Genomic DNA, 19,852 nt, shown 5'->3' on the forward strand with positions numbered 1-19,852 from the left:
TCCGGAGGAATGGGTCTGGCAGGGATGAGCTGCGTTGAGTCGATCGGTCGTTGGCGGCGACAGTGCGGTGCCTCGGCACTGCATCACTTACAAACACCTTATCGCTACTGTACCTAGCAATGCAGCTGTGTGGCGCATGCGCGCGTGATGTTCGTATGCGTGCTTAGCGGGGCCGGCTTAAGACCGAGAGGTCGGGTTGTCTTGGCGTGGTTGGACAGTGCGGATAGATCACTTGCAGAGCGGCTGATCTGCGGGTTGGCTGCAGGGTCCTTGCCCGCCCACCATCGCGGGACACGCCGCAAGTACGTCCGTGTAGGCTCTTACGCGGCATCCATGCCGCGTAAGGTCCCGCGCCGGTGGGCGGGCAAGGACCAGTGGAGATGGTCGGTGTGCATGGTTTTAAAACAGCCACCGACTCACTCTCTGGTGCGGTGTCCTCGCCGATTGCGAGACCGTGTGGCGGCATGGATGCCGCCACCGAGCCTCCAGGGATGGATTCACGGCGTGTCCTGCGAGCGGCGAGGGCACCGCACCCTCGATGCTGCGAGTTTGCTGCGGTGCCCTTGCCCGCCCACCATCGCGGGACACACTGCAAGTACGTCCTTGTAAGCTCTTACGCGGCATCCATGCCGCGTAAGGTCCCGCGACGGTGGGCGGGAAAAGACCAGTGGAGATGGTCGGTGCGCGCAGCTCTTCTCAAAGCAACCAGCAAACTGTCTGGTGCGGTGAGGGCACCGCGCCCTCGACAGGCCGACTGACGCGGCTTGGAAATATCCAACCGCCCGTTAACCCTGCAACAGCTCCAGCCCGCGAATGCGGCGGATGCCAAGTCCCGGCGAGTCGTCGATATGCAGTTGCGCCTCGTCGAAGTGCACGCCGCCCTCGGTAGGATCGAACTGCCCGAGTGCGGGTGCATCCAGATCCGCCAGGGTGATGCTGTCGGCCTTGGCCACGGCCAGATGTACCGCCGCCGCCACGCTGATGCTGGATTCGATCATGCAACCGATCATGCACGGCACCCCATATAACGCCGCGATATCGGCGATGCGGATTGCGTTGGAGAGCCCGCCGGTCTTCATCAGTTTGATGTTGACGATGTCGGCGGCGCGGCGCTGGATGAGCTCGATCGCCTGGATCGGCGAGAACACGCTTTCGTCGGCCATCACCGGCGTGTCGATCCGCGCGGTGACGAAGGCCAGCCCGTCGATGTCGGCCGCCTTGACCGGCTGCTCCACCAGTTCCATCACGATGCCGGCGTCTTCCAGCGTGCGCATCGTGCGCACCGCCTGTTTGGGCGTCCAACCCTGGTTGGCATCCAGGCGCAGCGATGCGCGGCCAGCGACCGCCGCATGAATTGCCTTGATACGTTCGACATCCGAATCGCTGTCTTTGCCGACCTTGATCTTCAGCGACCCATAGCCGCGTGCGAGCGCGGACAGCGCATCGGCCACCATCGTGTCGATGGCATCGACGCTGATGGTGATATCGGTGGTGATGCGCGGCGTGCCGCCGCCGAGCGCCTGGTATAGCGGCGTGCTCAATGACTGCGCCCACAGATCGTAGAGCGCGATTTCCACTGCAGCCTTGGCGTTGCTGTTGTGTTCCAGCGCGTGCTGCACCAGCGCGCATAGCCGGTTGAGATCGGCCACGTCCTGGCCGATCAGCTTCGGGGCGATGCACTGTTGGATCGCGGCGATGATGGAGCCATGCGTATCGCCGGTGATCGGTGCGGTGGCCGGCGCTGCGCCATAGCCGATATGGCCGCTGTCGGTCTGCAACAGCACCACCACATCCTCGATCGCCTGCACGGTGCGGACCGCGGTCTTGAACGGAGTTTTCAACGGCACGCGCAGCATGCCGAGGCGGAAGCCGGTGATCTTCATGGGGAGCCAATCGGTGCGATGCGCTGGATGCGGGTGATGTGATCGACAAACGGCGTGCCGTCGCTGGCGAGCAGTGGCAGCAGCGGGGTGACCGATACGCCGTTCAAGCGCGCGCGCTGCACGCTGCCATCGGCCGCGCGATAGTTGGCGCCGGCCACATCGTGGATGACCCACGGCGCACCATGTTCATGCCCGATCACCAGCATCACATGGCCCGGGATATAGAGCAGGTCGCCGACCTGCAGTTGTGCGAGTTGTTGCAGGCGTTGCGGCAATGGCGCGCGCACATCGAACGGCACGTTGCGTAACGCCGGACTGCGTGCCTGATCGCCAGTATTGCGCGGCAATGCGATGCCAAGGCTGCGATAGACGTCCAACACGAAGCCGCTGCAGTCGCGCGCGTCGTAATCGTTGCCCCAGCCATAGCGCTCGCCGAGGAATTTGAATGCCTGACGCAGTAACACTGTATGGGTGGCCGGCAACGGACCAATGCGCATGTCGGCACCGCGCGGGATCAGTGCCGGCACCAGTTGCAAGCGGCCTTCTTGGTTGCGCAGTGGCAGTTGCACGACATAGGCAGCGAGCGGCAACTGCCCGTTGACCGGCTGTTGCGGCGGCCAGTCATTGAGCAGCGGCACGCTGGTGCCCATGTCCAGCGTTAGCGCTGAGATCGCAGGTGATTCGGGTGTGTAAGTGCTTTGCACGCGTGCGCCGGTGACCATCACGCGTGGGCTGCGTTGTGCGTAGTCCAGCACCTCGGCGCGTGTGCCGATTGCGAGACGATCACTGGCGACCCATGCGGCGTAGTTGGCGGCCAGTACGAATTGCCATGCGCCATCGGCACTGGTATGCAACACCGCCACCGGCGTGCCGGGGTAGAGCGCCGACTCCTGGAAGCGGTCGATATCGTGGTCGTCAGTGGTGGTGAACACACGTTGCGTAGTTGGGAAAGTGCGTAGCGCGGTGCGCCGCACCACCAGCGCGAAGCGTGGCGTTACCTGGGCGGGGAGTGCATCCAATGCCAGTGCGTGGCGCAACGCGGCCAAGCGTGTTGCGTCGATGGGCATTCCGTCCGCGCCGTATAACGCACGCGTTGGCGTGGCCGACAGCTTCTCGATGCGTGCGCGTACATCGGCAGCAGGGAGAGCTTCGGGCAGCTGTGACAGATCGTGCATGGAGACATCGTCACGCAGCAGGCGCGCATTGAAGCTGGCGATCTCTGCGAAAGTCATGCGCAGCGTTGGTGCGGTGCGACTGCGTTGGATCCAGTAATCGGCTGTCAGCTGCGCATCGCTGACCGCAAATGGCGTCGTTTGCTGCACAGGAACGGCATGCATTGCCGGAGCTGCACTGCAGGGCAGGCCGGTGACCAGCAGCAACAACGTCAACAGGCGGCGCGACAATGGCATGAAGAAGGCTCTTGATGGATATACCGACTGACGAGGTTCTGTGCGAGAGACCAATGCTGCAAGCGCATTCTGCACCTGCGACGAGCGCAATGGATTGCAGTGTACGCGTGGCGCATGCCGCGGTGCCCAAGGCGCTTGCCGCGTGGTGCACGGGCGTTGACTCGATGGCTTACTGTTACTGGTCGCACTCTTGTCGCCAAGCCTGCCAATGCCGATGACCGGCCGCGGAGCGCACGGTTGGCGACCTCGCCACGACCAGACCGGATGCAGCGCCCGGCAACGCGGGCATCGCCATCACATGGGTGGCATCCGGAGTGCTCCCGATGCTGAGCGTCAACTGCGCAGTCATCGCCAAAGATGGTGGGCGCGTGCTGGAAGTGGCCGCGCACTTGCAGGGCTGCTCGCGGCCGCTGCAACTTCATGACGCTCGGCAGATAATGGGTGCATCGCATGCAGTGTCCATCCAGGCGCAGGCACGGCGCATGTCTTTGTCGTTTCGCCAGTCACCCGGAGAGTTCGATGTCGCCTACTACCACCCTGTCGCCATCGCTCTGGCTACGCGCCGCGTGTTGCCTGGTCGTGCTGTCGTTGGGTGCTTGCGCGCATGCGCCGCAGCGCAATCCGCTGGCCCAGTGGGTGCCGTCGCCCAATTACGACACGCGCCGGCCGATCCTGATCGTGCTGCACTTCACCGACCAGCACTCTGTGCAGCAAAGTCTGAGTACGCTGCGCGGGCGTAACAGCGGTGGCCGGGTCAGTGCGCATTATCTGATCGGCGACGATGGGCAGCGTTATCAGTTGGTCAGCGACGACCAGCGCGCCTGGCACGGCGGTGCCGGGCGCTGGGGCACCATCACCGACATCAATTCCGCTTCGGTCGGCATCGAGCTGGACAACGACGGCAGTGAGCCGTTCGCGCCCGCGCAGATCGACAGCCTGCTGATATTGCTGGACGACCTGTGCACGCGCTTGCGCATCCCGCGCACGCAGATCGTCGGCCATGAAGACGTCGCGCCGACGCGCAAGAACGACCCCGGCCCCCTGTTTCCCTGGAAACGCCTGGCCGACGCCGGATTCGGCCGCTGGCCGGTAGCCGATGCCCCGGCTGCGCCGGCCGGCTTCGACCCGTGGCAAGCGCTCGCCCTGCTCGGCTACAGCGTCGAGGATCCCGCCGCGACGCTGCGCGCCTTTCACCATCACTATCGCGGCAACGATGCACGCACATTGGATGCTGAGGATCTGCGGATTTTGTATGCGTTGACCGGACCACTGCGGCCACCAAGCCTGCCTGGCGCTGCCGAGCCGCTTGAGGGCGATGGGCCGTAAGCGGATCCTGGTTGAAGTGGCCAAGCCACCTCTTCGGCAATTGGGTAAAGATGGGCGAATGGCGCGCGTCGTTTGCGGCTTGCACAGGAGTAAGACCATGCAGAAAATCAAACTGTTACAAACTCAGCGCCGTGACTGGCTGCAGGCGATCTGGAGAACGTTGCTGATGATGGTCGCGCTACCGTTTGCCGTAAACGCAGCCGAGGTGCGTGTTTCGCCAGCGCAGTCACCCGCACAAGCCGGCCTGATCGATGTGCGCAGCCTTGCGCCGGAGATCGCGGTGGACATGCGCTATGCGGGCAGCAACAACTTCACTGGGCGTGTGGTGCCGGGGTATGCGGCGCCGACCTGCTATCTGCTGCGTCCGGCGGCGGAGGCGTTGGCGCGGGTGGCGCGTACGCTCAAGGCGCAGGGATATCGGCTGCAGGTGTTCGATTGCTATCGACCGGTGCGGGCGGTGCAGGCGTTCGTGGCCTGGGCAGGGGATCTCCAGGAGCAGGCGAGCAAGGCGCAGTACTACCCGCGCGTGGACAAGCGCGCGCTGCTGGGCGATTACATCGCCGAGACCTCCGGCCATAGCCGCGGTGCGACGCTGGATCTGGGCTTGCTGGATTGCCGATCAGGCCAGTGTCTTGCGGTCGATATGGGCACCGATTTCGATTTCTTCGATGCGCGCGCGCACACCGATGCACCTGATATCGGCGCCGCGCAGCGGGCGAACCGTCAGCGCTTGCTGCGTGCGATGGCGGCGCAGGGCTTTGCCAACTATGCGATGGAGTGGTGGCACTTCACTCTGCGTCCCGAGCCCACGCCCGACACTGCGTACGACGTTCCTGTCAACTGATCGGGCACGAAGCCGCTGCGCTGTTGCCGGTGGTCGTGGGCGCTCGGCAGCGGTCAACGCCGCTCGTACACTGCGCGTGCTGCCCGCCATCCGCGCGCTGCGCGTGGCCTGATTGCCGCGTAGCGTGTATTGCCACTTCAAGGAACTGTCATGTCCGATCCGGAACGTTTTGTCGATATCGCCTGCCCGTATTGCGGGGAGTGGATCACGCTGACGCTGGACCTGACCGGCGGCGATCAGCACTACATCGAAGATTGCCAGGTCTGCTGCAAGCCGATCTCGGTGAGCGTGCAGTGGGACGAAGAGGGCGAGGCGCAGGTGAGCGCGCGCGGGCAGGACGATGCATGAGCGTGGCTTGTCGCACGATCGAGCAATCGGCTTGCCCAGCCAATCCCCATTCGCGTGACCGGTCGTTCCTGCGGGTCTGGCAGGGATCGGTCGCCCGCAGCCGCTAGACTGATGCGCCTGCTGCCCGGATCGTCACGATGAATTTGTCTCTGCACTTCGGCCTGCTCGGTTCGCTGGAGGCTGGTTTGATCGCGTTGGTGCTGGGAGTGCTGGTGTTTGCGGCCGTGGAGTACAGCGGGCGGCGCCTGCAGTTCACCCATGGGCACACGCTGGGGATCGCCTGCCTGCTCGCGGTTGCGATCGGCGCCGGTTACGACATCTGGAATCTCGTCTACACCAGCATCGTGCGGTTGGAGTCGCCGTTGTATGCGCGCATCGCGTTGGCCAGGATCCACGATCCCAACGAGCTGGGATCGCGTGTGGTGCTGGAAGTGTTCGGCGCGATTGCTGGCGTGGTACTCGGTTGGAAACTGTTCAGTTCCGGAAGCTGGAACGACGCGCCGCCGAATGCCTGACATTGCCCGAAAAAATGTGCGGGAGTTCGTATATTTTCATGCATTGAATGAGCCACTTCTATTTGGCTCATCGAGACCTAACAGATGGCTAGTCGCAAATATCCGCGCTGTGGTTAAAAGGATGTTTTGCGCAAATTTAGGGTGGGTTTTGCATTCATTTGCGCCAGGTAGGGTGATGCCATGCGCGGCGATACCGTGCATTCCCAAGCCAAGGAGACCACCCAAATGAAGAATCGCAACCGCATCTCGCTGCTCGCTGCCACCGCCGCCCTTGCTGCCGCTTTGGCGCTACCGGCCATGGCGCAGAGTACGCAACAGGATGCCGCCGCGACATCGGCCCAGTCGGGAAGTTCTGCCACCACTGCGGCACAACCTGCGCAGTCCTCCGGCGGTGGCCAGACCTGGGCGAGTGTCGACACCGACAGCAGCGGCGCCATCAGTACACAGGAGGCTCAAGTCAATGCCGGGCTTGCGCAGATCTTCAACGACGCCGATTCCGACAAGGACGGGCAATTGACCCCGGACGAGTACAAGGCGTTTGTCGTCAAGCAGCAGGGCGGCGCAGCGAGTGGGTCGCAAGGCAATTAAGGCAGTAGGTCGCAACGTAAGTGAGTTTGTTTGCTGACAATTTCCAGATATCAGGAGGCAGCTTTCGCAGTAGCAGGTGTTTGATCGGCAGTTGTCGTTTGATCCGTGGCATCGCTTCTGGATGCAGGGTATGAGCAAGTAACAGGATGGACATGCGGGAGCGATCTGCCAGGGTCGCTCCCGTTTTCTTTACGTCTGCCTCGCTACGGTGGTGTGGCCTTCTGCCCGGTCTTCTTTCATGTTTCAGTTGCGCATCGTCTTGTTGGTCGGCTTGTCGAATCCATTGCTGGCGCTCGCCGCGCCACCGGAGCTGCCCACCGTGGCGCCATTGCCGTCGCCGACGGCATCCAATACCGCTGCACCGGCGATGTCGCCATTGCCAATCGATCCACCAACGCCCGCCAGTACGCCATTGCTGCCTGCCGATGTGCCCGGGTCATCCACTGCCAAAGGCGGCGCAGAGGCATCGCTCGTACCGCAAGCCGGCGCTCTGGTGCCACGCAGCTTTCGCAGCCTGGACAGCGATGCCGATGGGTCGCTGACGATGGCCGAAGCCGGTGCGGACCCAGTCCTGCGCGAGAATTTCGCCGGCTTCGACAGCAACGGCGATGGGCGTTTGTCGCGCGCCGAATTCGCCAGCTACCAGCCCGGCCCGGGCGATGCCGCAGGCGACTGAGCATAGCAACGCTCCAGTGCGCTGCTAGACTTGTGCGATGACCTCTTTTGCACAGCGCGACGGCCAGGCGATCCAACTGGTCGGCTTCGATGGCGACGATACCCTCTGGAAGAGCGAGGACTATTACCGCAGCGCCGAAGCGGATTTCGAAGCGATTCTGGCCGATTATCTGGACCTGGGCGACAGCCGCATGCAGCAGCATCTGCTGGCGGTGGAGCGGCGCAATCTCAAGGTGTTCGGTTACGGCGCCAAGGGCATGACGTTGTCGATGATCGAAACCGCGATCGAGCTGACGCAGGCACGCATTGCTGCGCGCGACATCCAGCGCATTGTCGAGATCGGCCGCGCCACGCTGCAGCACCCGGTGGAGGTGATTGCCGGCGTACGCGAGGCAGTCAGCGCGATTGCGGCCGACTATGCGGTGGTGCTGATCACCAAGGGCGATCTGTTCCATCAGGAGCAGAAGATCGAGCAATCCGGTCTGGCCGATCTGTTTCCGCGCGTCGAAGTGGTCTCCGAAAAAGACCCCAAGACCTATGCGCGCGTGCTGGGCGAGTTCGACCTGCCGGCGCAGCGCTTTGTAATGATCGGCAACTCGTTGCGTTCGGATGTGGAGCCGGTGCTGGCCATCGGTGGCTGGGGCATCTACACCCCTTACGCGGTGACCTGGGCGCACGAGCAGGAGCACGGCGTGGCCGCCGACGAGCCACGGATGCGCGAAGTGCCCGATGCGGCCGGCTGGCCGGCGGCGGTGCAGGCGCTGGATGCATTGGCCCGGCAGCACGCGCTAAACTAAAAGCGGCGAACAAAATCACTGCGGATGCAACAGGCGTGCACGCTGAGGTGCCCAGCAACAGGACGTTTTCGGCTGGGTGCAGGCATGGCCCAGCGGTTGCCGCGAAGTGCACATCGGTTTTTACGATCTGCGCTGAGCGCAGATCACTCCTGCTGCGCCAACCGGCGCAGGTGCATTGCCGATGGGCGGTGGGACCTGCACCACGCGCCTACGCTGAAGTCTGGGCGCGCCACGCTGCTTGCCTGACGACTTTTGGCCACGTGTGACATGGCGCAGCGCCGCGATCGGCCTGACACCGGCGCGGGCATGCGGCATCATCGGCACATGCGTTTACTGCCCACCGCCCTGTTGCGATCTCTGCCATTGCTGATGGCGTTGCTGTTGCCGATATTGGCGGCAGCGCAGACCCCTGCCGCAGCGCCAGCGTCCGGTGCTGCGGCAGAGCCGGCGCCGGCGGTGATCCCCGGCACTGGCGATGCGTGGGTGGACCAGCATCTGGCCGACATGGGCAGCTATGCGCAGCGCTATCCGGACAGCTTTATTGCCGAAGTGGCACGCTACACCGGCACCCCCCGCGGTTACGTGCAGGCGTTGCTGCAGGTGCATGGCTGGCATGCGGGCGATATCTATTTCGCCTGTTTCTGGGCGCAGACGCTGCAGTTGTCCTGTCGCGACGCGGTGCGTGCGTACAGCCGCGACCATCACGATGGCTGGCAAGGCGTGGTCACGCGGCTGTCGGCCAGCCCGGACAGCGCACACATGCGTGCGCTGCGGCATGCCATCGTGGCCAGCTACGACCGCTGGGAGCGGCCGATCACGCTGGATGCGCTGCTACGTCGACAACTTGGCGACCATACGCAACGGCTGGAGGCCGCGCGCCAGGCCAGCGAAGCGGACGAGGCCGCGGCGCAGGCGGGGCTTTAGACCGTGTGATTCCCTCCGGGCTTCCCGAATGGGTTGGCCTTCAGCGGCACGGGGTTTAGCGGCAGGGAGCGTGCGTCGCGCGGCTTGTCTGGGCCGGCCAGCCGAGCCGGTACCACGCAGCGCCTGTACCGCATTGCTGACGAAGGCCGGGGAATCTGATCCTGAAAGGCATCACATGCTCTGGCGTGGCAAGGCGTACGCAGTCTCCATGCCGCGCGACTGTCTACACGCCAACGCGCCTGCCCGCATGCTGCCGTGCAGCTGGTCGCCGCAGGGCACGGTCGGCGAGAATGCGATAACGCTGGCGTTGGCCGGCTCCGCCAAGACCAGCCCATGCGCGATACCGTGTTTGTCTCTCCCGATCAGATCCGCAGCCTGTTCGCCCAGGCGATGTCGGACATGTATCGCGCCGAAGTGCCGTTGTACGGCGACCTGATGACGCTGGTGGCGCAGGTCAACGCCGACACCCTGAGCGCCGATCCCGCCCTGGCCGCGCGCCTGCAGCGCAACGACGAGCGCGCGCGGCTGGATCTGGAACGCCACGGCGCGATCCGGGTGGGCACCGCGCAGGAACTGGCCACCTTGCGCCGGCTGTTTGCGGTGATGGGCATGCATCCGGTGGGCTATTACGACCTGTCGGTGGCCGGCGTGCCGGTGCATTCCACCGCGTTCCGCCCGATCGACGATGCGGCGCTGTCGGCCAACCCGTTCCGCGTGTTCACCTCGTTGCTGCGGCTGGAGTTGATCGAAGATGCCGCGCTGCGTGCGCAGGCCGAGCAGATCCTGCAGCAGCGGCAGATCTTCACCGCCGGCGCGCTGGACTTGATCGAGCGGCATGAGCGTCACGGCGGGCTGGAGGCGGCGCAGGCGCAGGAATTCGTGGCGCAAGCGCTGGAAACCTTCCGCTGGCATGGCGATGCCGCCGTGTCGCTGCCGACCTACCGCGCGCTGAGCGAGGCGCACAAGTTGATTGCCGACGTGGTGAGCTTCCACGGCCCGCATATCAATCACCTGACGCCGCGCACGCTGGATATCGATGCGGCGCAGGCGCAGATGCAGCGCGCCGGCATCGATGCCAAGGCTGTGATCGAAGGCCCGCCACAGCGGCGCATTCCGATCCTGCTGCGGCAGACCAGCTTCAAGGCCCTGGAAGAGCCGGTGCGCTTTGTCGGTGATAGCGGGCTGGCCGAGCACGGCACGCACACCGCGCGCTTTGGCGAGATCGAGCAGCGCGGGCTCGCGCTCACGCCCAAAGGCCGCGCACTGTACGACGCGTTGCTGGCGCAGGCACGCGACAGCGATGGCGCCGGCAGCACCGGCGCCGATTACGCCACGCGTCTGCAGACTGCGTTTGTGGCGTTTCCCGATGACGAGGCGTTGTTGCGTCAGGAAGGCCTGGGCTATTTCCGTTACGCGTTCACCGAGGCAGGCCGCGCCGATCCCGCACAGGTGGCCGCGATGCCGGCAGAAACTGCGATCGCGCTTGGCCTGGTCAGTGCCGATCCGATCATCTATGAAGATTTTCTGCCGGTGAGTGCGGCGGGTATCTTCCAGTCGAATCTCGGCGGCGCCGAACAACGTGCCTACGCCGCACATTCGAGCAAGCGCAGTTTCGAGCAGGCATTGGGCGCGCAGGTGCACGACGAATTTGCGTTGTACGCGCAACTGGAGCGGGAGTCGCTGCAGGCGTTGGTGGTGTAAGACAGCAACCAAGCGACAGTATCAGGTGGGTGTGTGCGGTAGCGGTATCCCGCAGTTCCAGGTGCTGCATGCGATATCGCCCAACTGCACGCACTACGAAGGGCGACTGATAAAAATTCTCAACGCTGTCTCGATAGCGGCGGCGTGTTGGCCACACGCCCCTGGTTTGACGAATGAGTTGGTGTTGGATGGAAGTGACATCGATCGGATAGAACTAAGCTGATCAGACCGCACCTAGTCGAACTAACGCGCTGCATGCCCTGCTCGTAACCACGCACACCGACACTCTCGACTGGTCCTTGCCCGCCCACCGTCGCGGGACCTTACGCGGCATGGATGCCGCGTAAGAGCCTAGACGGACGTACTTGCGGCGTGTCCCGCGATGGTGGGCGGGCAAGGGCCCTGCAGCAAATCCGCAAATCAGCCGCTCTGCACCCGACGGCATCTCCACCCCGTTCGAGTACCTCTCAAGGCGACCGGGATCTTGAGCTTCAGCATTGCTTGGATGTTCCGAAACCTAGCGGGTCGAGGGCGCGATGCCCTCACCGCTCGCGGGACACGCCGTGAATCCATCCCTGGAGGCTCGGTGGCGGCATCCATGCCGCCACACGGTCCCGCGAGCGGTGAGGACACCACACCAGAGAGTTGATCGGTGGCTTTGTTTAAAACCCTGCACACCGACACTCTCGACTGGTCCTTGCCCGCTCACCGTCGCGGGACCTTACGCGGCATGGATGCCGCGTAAGAGCCTACACGGACGTACTTGCAGCGTGTCCTGCGATGGTGGGCGGGCAAGGGCCTTGCAGCCAAGCCGCAGATCAGCCGCTCCACAACCGCAGCGCATCCACACCGTTCAATCACTTCTCTTCGGTTTTTGTCAGCCCAGCCTCAGTGCGCCGAGGCTGGCGGGCGCCGTGCTGCCGCGCGTTCTGCACGGCGTGCGCGCGCACGTGCGCGACGCGCCTTCCAGCGCTCGCTCAGGCAAGAGAAGATCACATACAGCGCCGGGGTGCTGAGCAAGGTCAGACTCTGCGAGAAGATCAGCCCACCGATCATCGCGATACCGAGCGGGCGGCGCAGTTCCGAGCCTTCGCCCAGGCCCACCGCCAGCGGCACTGCGGCCAGGATCGCCACCATGGTGGTCATCATGATCGGCCGGAAGCGCACGATCGAGGCCTCGCGTGCGGCCGCGCGCGCATCCATGCCGTGCACGCGCTGCGCCACCAGCGCGAAGTCGATCATCATGATCGCGTTCTTCTTGACGATGCCGATCAGCAACACCAGCGCGATCATCGAGATCACCGACAACTCGGTGTTGGTGAGGAACAACGCCAGCAGCGCGCCCACGCCGGCGGCCGGCAACGTGGACAGGATGGTCACCGGATGGATCAGGCTCTCGTACAGCATGCCCAGCACGATGTAGACGGTGAGCACCGCCGCCAGCAGCAGCACGCCCATCGAATTGGGGCTGAGCTGCACGTTGAAACTGTCGTCGCCGCTGAGGCGAATGCCGTCGGGCATGCGCAGCCCGTCCACGGTGGACTTGATGATCAGATCCGCCTCGCCGGTGCTCACGCCCGGTGCCAGGTTGTAGCTCAGATCCATCGTGGTGTACTGGTTTTCATGGATGATCTGCGGCGGCGCCAGGCCCGGCACCTGCGTGGCAACCGACGTAATCGGCACCATCAGGCCGGCACGGTTGGGCACGAACACCTGATCCAGCGCCTTGGGCGTGGCGGTCTGCGAGGGCAGCGCATTGACCACCACGCTGTACTGGTTGAGATCCGAGTAGATGGTGGAAATGGAGCGCTGGCCGAACGCGCCATACAGCGCGCCATCGATCGCACCGACCGAGATGCCCAGCCGCGCGGCCTTGGCACGGTCGATCACGATGTTCTGGCGCAAGCCCGAGGTATCCACGTCGGTGCCGACATCGCGCAGACGTGGATTCTTCTTCAACGCGGTCTGCAGCTTGGGCAGCCATTCCTGCAGCTGTGCCAGATCGTTGCCCTGCAGCGACACGCGGTATTGCGCGCCCTGGCTGGTGCCGCCACCGCCGTCGCTGGGCAGGTCCTGGATGGCGCGCAGGCGCAGATCCAGATCCGGGTAGCGGTCGGCCTTGGCGCTCAGCCGTGCGACCACTTGCGCGGTGGTGTCGCGGCGACCTTCATTGCGTTTTTTCAGTTCGATATTGAACGAGGCGCTGGAGCCCTGGCGGCCGGAGCCCAGCCGCGCACCGACGGTCTTCACCGCCGGGTCGGCCATCAGCATGTCGGTGATGCGGCGCTGGCGGCTGACCATGTCGGCGAACGAGACCGTGGCGCTGGAATTGGCGCGGCCCCAGATCAGACCGGTGTCCTGCGCGGGGAACGAGCCCTTTTTGACTGCGCTGCCGAGAAAAATGGTGGCGGCAATCAGCAGCAACGGCGTCAGCGACAACAGCAAGGCGTGCCGCAGCGAGAAATCCAGCGCCACCGTGTACACCGCCAGCATGCGCTCATGCATGCGGTCCAGCCAGGCGCCGAAACGGCCGGGCTTTTCCGGCTCGGTATGCGCCGACAGAAAGCGGCTGCACAAGGCCGGCGTCAAGGTCAGCGACACCAGCATCGACACCACGATCGCCGCCACCAGGGTCACGGTGAACTCGCGGAAGAACGCCCCGACCATGCCGCTGGCAAACAGCATCGGAATGAACACCGCCACCAGCGATGCGGTGATCGAGACGATGGTGAAGCCGATCTCGCGCGCACCGGCCAGTGCCGCGTCCAGACGCGGCATGCCTTCGTCCAGATGCCGCATGATGTTTTCGATCACCACGATCGCATCGTCGACCACAAAGCCAATGGCGATCACCAGCGCCAGCAGGCTGAGGTTGTTCAAGGTGAAGCCGAGCATGTACATCACCAGCGCCGAGCCGGCCAACGACAGCGGCACGGTGACTGCGGCAATCAAGGTCGGTGCCAGGCGGCGCAGGAACAGCGCCATGGTCAGGATCACCATCACCAGACTGATCATCAGCGTGGCCTGCACCTCGTGCAGCGAGGCGCGGATGGTGGGTGTGCGGTCGAAATAGGGCGTGAGTGTGGTGCCGGGCTGCAGGTAGGCGCGCAGCCCGGGAATCTGCGCCTTCACCTGGTCCACGGTTTCGACGATGTTGGCGCCGGCGCGGGTAAAGGCATACATCACCACGGCCGGTTTGCCGTCGAACCAGGCCGCCTGATAGGCATCCTGCTGGCCGTCGTAGACGGTGGCCACATCGCCCAGCCGCACGATGCGCCCGTTGGACTGGGTGGAGATCGCCAGCTGTGCGAAATCTGCGGCCTTGGCCACCGAATCGTTGGCCACGATGGCCATGGTGGTGTTGCCGTCGGACAGAAAGCCGGTCGGCGAGGTGACGTTGGCCGCGCGCACCGCGTTGCGCAGATCGTCCGGGGTCAGGCCCAGCGCGTTGAGCGCGCGCAGGTCAACATCCACGCGTACCGCCGGTGTGGAGGCGCCGGCAATATCGACCGAACTGATGCCGGTGATCTGGCGCAGCCGTTGTGCCAGCAGCGAGTCGGCAACGTTGTAGAGCTCATCGGCCGATTGGGTGTCGGAGGTCAACGCGATGGCGATGACCGGGTCGTCGTTCGGATTGGCTTTCGAATAGATCGGCGTGCCGAGTCCGGAAGGCAGGTCCGATTGCGACGAGTTGATCGCGGTCTGCACGTCCTGCGCGGCCGAATCGATGTTGCGATTGCTCTGGAATACCAGCACCACCAGGCTGCTGCTCTCCGAACTGGAGGAGCGCATGCGGTCGATGCCGGGCAGCTGGCCCAGATGCCGTTCCAGCGGCGCGGTGACGGTGGACGCCATGGTGCTGGCATCGGCGCCGGACTGCGTGGCGTGCACGAAGATCACCGGAATCTGGATGTTCGGCAACGCCGCCACGCCCAGCCGCAGGTAGCACATCAATCCGATCACGAACAAACCGATCGCCAGCAACGAGGTGCCGATCGGGCGCTTGATGAAGGGGGCGGAGATGTTCATGGCTGTGGCGCCGGGAATCGGGAATCGGGATTCCGGATTCGGCAAGCAGGGCCAAAGCCACGCCCGAATGCGCGTGCGGGCATGCGCCGCCGTAGGCCGGAAATCCGATCAGCCTTCGCTGCACCAGTCGTCATGCCGGGCGCTCCGACGTGGAGGCCGGGTTCGCGCCGTCGCGGCGTGCGGCACGCCGCGCGCGCCAATCGCGCACGCGCTCGCCGGCGCGTTCCATGTACAGATAGATCACCGGCGTGGTGTACAGCGTCACCAATTGCGACAACAGCAGGCCGCCGACGATGGCGATGCCCAGCGGACGCCGCAGCTCCGAGCCGATGCCGGTGCCCAGGGCCAACGGCAAGGCGCCCAGCATGGCGGCGGCGGTGGTCATCATGATCGGGCGGAAACGCAGCAGGCAGGCGCGCCGGATCGCTTCATGCGCGTTGGCGCCGTCGCGGCGTGCGTCGATGGCGAAGTCGATCATCATGATCGCGTTCTTCTTGACGATGCCGATCAGCAGCACGATGCCGACGATGCCGTCCACCGACAGGCTCAGCCCGCACATCATCAACGCCAGCAGCGCGCCAACACCGGCCGGCGGCAGCGTGGAGATGATCGTCAGCGGGTGGATGTAGCTCTCGTAGAGCACGCCCAGCACGATGTAGATCACCACGATCGAGGCCAGCAGCAGCCACACGATATCGGTCTGGCTGCCGGTGAATTCGGCCGCCTTGCCGACGAACTCGGCATGCACCTGGGTCGGGATCTTGAGGTCTTCGCGCGCCTGTTCGATCGCTTCCACCGCCTGCGACAGCGAGTGACCCGGCGCCAGATTGAACGAGACCGTGACCGCCGGCAGCTGTTGCTGATGGCTCACCACCAATGGCGTGTTGGTGACCTTGGCTTCGGCCAGTGCGGCCAGCGGAATGATGCTGCCGGCGCCGACCACGATGCCGGTGTTCTGCGCGCCCACGCCGGTGGCGGTGGACGAGTTGGACGAGCTCACCTGGCCGAAACTGGTCGCATTGGTGCCGGTCAACGCGCCGCTGCCGTTGCTGGCCACCGCCAGCTGATTCATCAATGCGGTGCTGCTGCGGAATTCCGGCGCCACTTCCAGCACCACCCGGTACTGATTGAGCTCGGTGAAGATGGTGGAGATCTGGCGTTGGCCGAAGGCGTCGTACAGCGTGTCGTCGATGGTCTGCATCGGCACGCCGAGCATGCTGGCCTTGTCGCGGTCGATGGTCAGTTCCAGCGCGCGCCCCTGGTTGGCCAGGTTGTTGTCCACATCCGCCAGCTCGGGCAGCTTGCGCATCGCCTCGGTCATGCGTGCGGCCCAGGTGGCCAGCTCGGCGCTGTCCACATCCGACATCGAGTACTGATACTCGGTGGCGGCCACGCGGGTGTCCAGGGTGACGTCCTGCACCGGCTTGAGGAACAGCGCCACGCCCGGAATGCCGGACACCGCTTTCTGCAGGCGCGGCAGCACCTCGTCCAGGCTGTCGCGGTCGCCGCGCGTCTTCAGCACGATCGACAGCTGGCCCTGGTTGATGGTGGGGTTCATCGAGCCGGCGCCGATGAAGGCCGCCACACCGGTCACTGCCGGGTCTTTCTGCAGCGCCGCGGCCACCGCCTGGGTGCGCTGCTGCATTTGCGGGAAGGCCACGTTCTGATCGGCCTGCACCACGCCGGTGATCAGGCCGGTGTCCTGCTCGGGCAGCAGGCCCTTGGGGATCGCGATGTACAGCACTACGGTCAGCGCCACCGCGCCGATCGCCACCGCCAAAGTCAGCGGCTGATGCGCCAGCACCCAGTCCAGGCTGCGCTCGTAGGTGCCCACCGTGCGCGTCCACAGGTTGGTCTTGCCGGCTGCGGCGGCACGCTCGTGCGCATCTTCGCCCTCGGGCAAGGCGTCTGGCTTGAGCAGGTAGGCGCACATCATCGGCGTCAGCGTCAGCGACACCAGCATCGAGATCGTCACCGCAATCGACAGCACCCACGCAAACTCATGGAACAGGCGCCCGGTGACGCCCGGCATCAGCAGCAGCGGCAGGAACACCGCCACCAGCGACACGGTCAGCGACAACACGGTAAAGCCGATCTGCTTGGCGCCGATTTCGGCCGCTTCCGGCCCGCTCTTGCCTTGTTCGATGTAGCGCACGATGTTTTCGATCATCACGATCGCATCGTCGACCACGAATCCGGTCGCCACCACCAGCGCCATCAGCGACAGGTTGTCCAGCGACATGCCCGCAAACGCCATCACCCCGAAGGTGCCGGCCAGCGACAGCGGCACAGCCACCGAGGGAATGATGGTGGCCCACAGCCGGCGCAGGAACACGAAGATCACCGCCACCACCAGGAAGATGGTCAGCACCAGGGTGAACTTCACTTCATGCACGGAGGCGCGGATGGTTTCGGTGCGGTCGGCGAAGACTTCCAGGTGCACATCGGCCGGCAATACCGACTGCAGCTGCGGCAGGATGCTGCGGATCTGCTCCACCGTCTGCACGATGTTGGCACCGGGCTGGCGGCGGATTTCCAGCAGCACCGCCGGCTTGCCATCGGCCCAGGCGGCGAGCTGATCGTTTTCCACACCGTCGACCACGTTGGCCACATCGGCCAGCCGCACCGGGCGGCCATTGCTGTAGCTGATGATGGTCTCGCGGTATTGCGCCGCATCGGTGAGCTGGTCGTTGGTGCCGATGCTGTAGGACTGGGTCTTGCCGTTGAGCGAGCCCTTGGGGGCGCTGACATTGGTCTGGGTCAGCGCGCTGCGCAGCGACTCCATGGTCAGGCCCATGTTCGACAGCTGCGCCGGGTTGACCTGGATGCGCACCGCAGGCCGCACGTTGCCGGCGATCGACACCAGGCCCACGCCCGGCACCTGCGACAGGCGCTGGGCCAGGATCGCGTCGGCATAGCGGTTGACCTCGCGCAGCGGCAGCGAGTCGGAGGTGAGCTTGAGCGTGAGGATGGCCGCGTCGGCCGGATTGACCCGGTTATAGACCGGCTGGTACGGCAGCGACGAGGGCAGGGTGGCCTGGCGGATCGCCGCCTGCACGTCCTGCGCGGCGATGTCGATGTCGCGGTCCATCGAGAACTGCAGAATGATCGTGGACAGGCCTGCCGACGAATCGGAGGTCATCATCTGCAGCCCGGAGATCTGCCCGAGCTGGCGCTCCAGCGGTGTGGTCACCAGCGAAGCCATGGTGGTCGCATTGGCGCCGGGGTACTGGGTGGAGACGACCAGGCTGGGCGCGTCGATTTCCGGCAGTGCGGAGACCGGCAGTTGCCGGTAGCCCAGGATGCCCAGCAGCAGGATGCCCGCCATCAACAACGAGGTGGCGATGGGACGGCGGATGAAGATGGTCGAAAAGCCCACGGGGGGAATCCTTGCTGAAGACGTCAATCGGTGCCGGCGCGCAATGCGTCGACGCGCACCGGCGACGGAACTCCCGTCGCCGGTGGTCGCGAGTTAGCGCGGGCCGCCGCCGCGTCGGCCGCCGGCGCCGCCGCTGCTCTTGTCCTGCGCAGCCTTGAGCTCGGCCTCGGTCGGCTCGGGCGGGGTTTCGCCCGGCTTGAGCGCGCTGACCTTGCTGCCCGGCTTCAAGCGGAACTGGCCTTCGGTCACCACCCGCTCGCCCTGCTTGAGCCCCTTGGTGATCTGCACGTGGCTGTCGTCCACCTCCACGCCCTGCACCACGGTGCGCATCTGCGCAGTGTTGTCGCTGCCCACCACGTACACGTAATCGCCGTCCGGGCCGCGCTGCACCGCCTGGGTCGGCACCACGGTGCCGCCGGAGATAGTGCGCAACTGCAGGCGCACGTTGACGAACTGGCCCGGCCACAACGCGTTGTCGGCGTTGTCGAAGATCGCGCGTGCGCCGAAGGTGCCGCTGTCGGCGGCGATGCGGTTGTCGATGACATCCAGCTTGCCGTCGCCGCTGATGATGTGCGCATCGCCGCGATCCAGCGCCGCCACGCCCAGCGCGGCGGCCGCCTGTCCGCTGCGCACCGCCTGCAGCTCGCGCTCGGGCAGGTTGAAGGACACGTAGATCGGGCGGATCTGGGTCAGGGTGACGATGGTAGAGGTGCTGCTGACGATATTGCCCACGTCCACACCGCGGATGCCGGCAATGCCGTCGATCGGCGCCAGGATGCGGGTGAACTGCAACTGCACCTGGGCCGCGCGCATCTGCGCATCGTTGGCCGACACCGCTGCCTCGTACTGCGCCACCTGGTTGCGCTGGGTGTCCAGATCGGTGCGCGAGACGTACTGCTTGTAGGCCGGATCGTTGGAGCGCTGGTAGTTGACCCGCGCGGTGGCCAGCAGCGCCTGGTTCTGGCGCTTGGCCGCCAGCGACTGGTCATAGCTGGCCTGCAGGCTGCGTGGATCGATCTGCGCCAGCAGCTGGCCCTTCTTCACTTCCTGGCCCTCCTGGAAATTCAGGCTCATCAGCTGGCCACCGACCTGCGGGCTGACCGTGACCGTGTTGAGCGCGGTGACCGTGCCCAACGCGCTGGCATAGACCGGCACGTCCTGGGTGGTGGCGGCCACCACCGTGACCGGCACCGGGCCGTGGTCTTCGGTGCCGCTGCCGTCCGGCGCGCCCGCGCGCTTGCCGTGATTGCCCCCACCGAACATGCGCATTGCAACGAACACCACGACAAGCACCGCTACGACCAGCAGTGTGATCTTCCAAAAACGCGACATGCGACAACTCCTGAGGGCGGGCCGGGCGCTGATGCGACCGTGGGGCAGCTGTGCGAAGCATATCGTTGCGCCCAAGCAATTGAGCGTTACTGAAGTAACGGC

At 65.0% G+C, this 19,852-nt stretch carries 14 protein-coding genes; 9 read left to right on the forward strand and 5 right to left on the reverse strand.

The window, feature by feature from the left end:
• Positions 1-785 precede the first annotated feature (785 nt).
• The gene (locus NMB96_RS08515) at positions 786-1,883 is read right to left on the reverse strand and encodes a dipeptide epimerase (RefSeq protein ID WP_255086662.1); all 1,098 of its coding nucleotides are present in this window, start codon (positions 1,881-1,883) and stop codon (positions 786-788) included.
• Entirely contained in the window at positions 1,880-3,292 is a 1,413-nt protein-coding gene (locus NMB96_RS08520) for a C40 family peptidase (RefSeq protein WP_255086663.1), read from the reverse strand. The genes NMB96_RS08515 and NMB96_RS08520 overlap by 4 nt, the downstream gene beginning before the upstream one ends.
• A gap of 519 nt (positions 3,293-3,811) precedes the next feature.
• Between NMB96_RS08520 and NMB96_RS08525 the strand changes: the two genes are divergently transcribed.
• The 9 genes from NMB96_RS08525 to hglS all read left to right on the forward strand — a co-directional run bounded on the left by NMB96_RS08525 (position 3,812) and on the right by hglS (position 11,010).
• On the forward strand, positions 3,812-4,618 hold the full coding sequence (locus tag NMB96_RS08525; RefSeq protein ID WP_255086664.1) for an N-acetylmuramoyl-L-alanine amidase: 807 nt from the start codon (positions 3,812-3,814) through the stop codon (positions 4,616-4,618).
• Positions 4,619-4,715: 97 nt separating this feature from the next.
• Complete coding sequence (locus NMB96_RS08530; protein ID WP_425520913.1) at positions 4,716-5,462, forward strand: M15 family metallopeptidase; 747 nt, start codon at positions 4,716-4,718, stop codon at positions 5,460-5,462.
• 150 nt (positions 5,463-5,612) lie between these two features.
• Complete coding sequence (locus NMB96_RS08535) at positions 5,613-5,810, forward strand: CPXCG motif-containing cysteine-rich protein (RefSeq protein ID WP_006449379.1); 198 nt, start codon at positions 5,613-5,615, stop codon at positions 5,808-5,810.
• A 137-nt stretch (positions 5,811-5,947) separates the two neighbouring features.
• Complete coding sequence (locus tag NMB96_RS08540; protein WP_023904284.1) at positions 5,948-6,325, forward strand: hypothetical protein; 378 nt, start codon at positions 5,948-5,950, stop codon at positions 6,323-6,325.
• 225 nt (positions 6,326-6,550) lie between these two features.
• A complete protein-coding gene (locus tag NMB96_RS08545) occupies positions 6,551-6,913 on the forward strand; it encodes an EF-hand domain-containing protein (RefSeq protein WP_043889810.1) in 363 nt (120 codons plus the stop codon).
• A 271-nt stretch (positions 6,914-7,184) separates the two neighbouring features.
• The gene (locus NMB96_RS08550; RefSeq protein ID WP_183086958.1) at positions 7,185-7,589 is read left to right on the forward strand and encodes an EF-hand domain-containing protein; all 405 of its coding nucleotides are present in this window, start codon (positions 7,185-7,187) and stop codon (positions 7,587-7,589) included.
• A gap of 37 nt (positions 7,590-7,626) precedes the next feature.
• Entirely contained in the window at positions 7,627-8,385 is a 759-nt protein-coding gene (locus NMB96_RS08555) for an HAD family hydrolase (protein WP_023904281.1), read from the forward strand.
• Positions 8,386-8,691: 306 nt separating this feature from the next.
• Positions 8,692-9,309, forward strand: coding sequence for a hypothetical protein (locus tag NMB96_RS08560; protein WP_255086948.1), 618 nt, complete (start codon positions 8,692-8,694; stop codon positions 9,307-9,309).
• A 333-nt stretch (positions 9,310-9,642) separates the two neighbouring features.
• Positions 9,643-11,010: a 2-oxoadipate dioxygenase/decarboxylase HglS gene (hglS, locus tag NMB96_RS08565; protein WP_255086665.1), complete on the forward strand. Its 1,368-nt coding sequence runs from the start codon at positions 9,643-9,645 to the stop codon at positions 11,008-11,010.
• Positions 11,011-11,898: 888 nt separating this feature from the next.
• Here hglS and NMB96_RS08570 read toward each other — a convergent pair.
• The 3 genes from NMB96_RS08570 to NMB96_RS08580 all read right to left on the reverse strand — a co-directional run bounded on the left by NMB96_RS08570 (position 11,899) and on the right by NMB96_RS08580 (position 19,750).
• Positions 11,899-15,039, reverse strand: coding sequence for an efflux RND transporter permease subunit (locus NMB96_RS08570; protein WP_183086914.1), 3,141 nt, complete (start codon positions 15,037-15,039; stop codon positions 11,899-11,901).
• A 130-nt stretch (positions 15,040-15,169) separates the two neighbouring features.
• On the reverse strand, positions 15,170-18,418 hold the full coding sequence (locus NMB96_RS08575) for an efflux RND transporter permease subunit (RefSeq protein WP_255086666.1): 3,249 nt from the start codon (positions 18,416-18,418) through the stop codon (positions 15,170-15,172).
• A gap of 93 nt (positions 18,419-18,511) precedes the next feature.
• Positions 18,512-19,750, reverse strand: a complete 1,239-nt coding sequence (locus NMB96_RS08580; protein WP_255086667.1) for an efflux RND transporter periplasmic adaptor subunit — start codon at positions 19,748-19,750, stop codon at positions 18,512-18,514.
• Between the last annotated feature and the right edge of the window lie 102 nt (positions 19,751-19,852).

This window comes from Xanthomonas hortorum (genome assembly GCF_024339125.1).
GTDB lineage: Bacteria > Pseudomonadota > Gammaproteobacteria > Xanthomonadales > Xanthomonadaceae > Xanthomonas > Xanthomonas hortorum.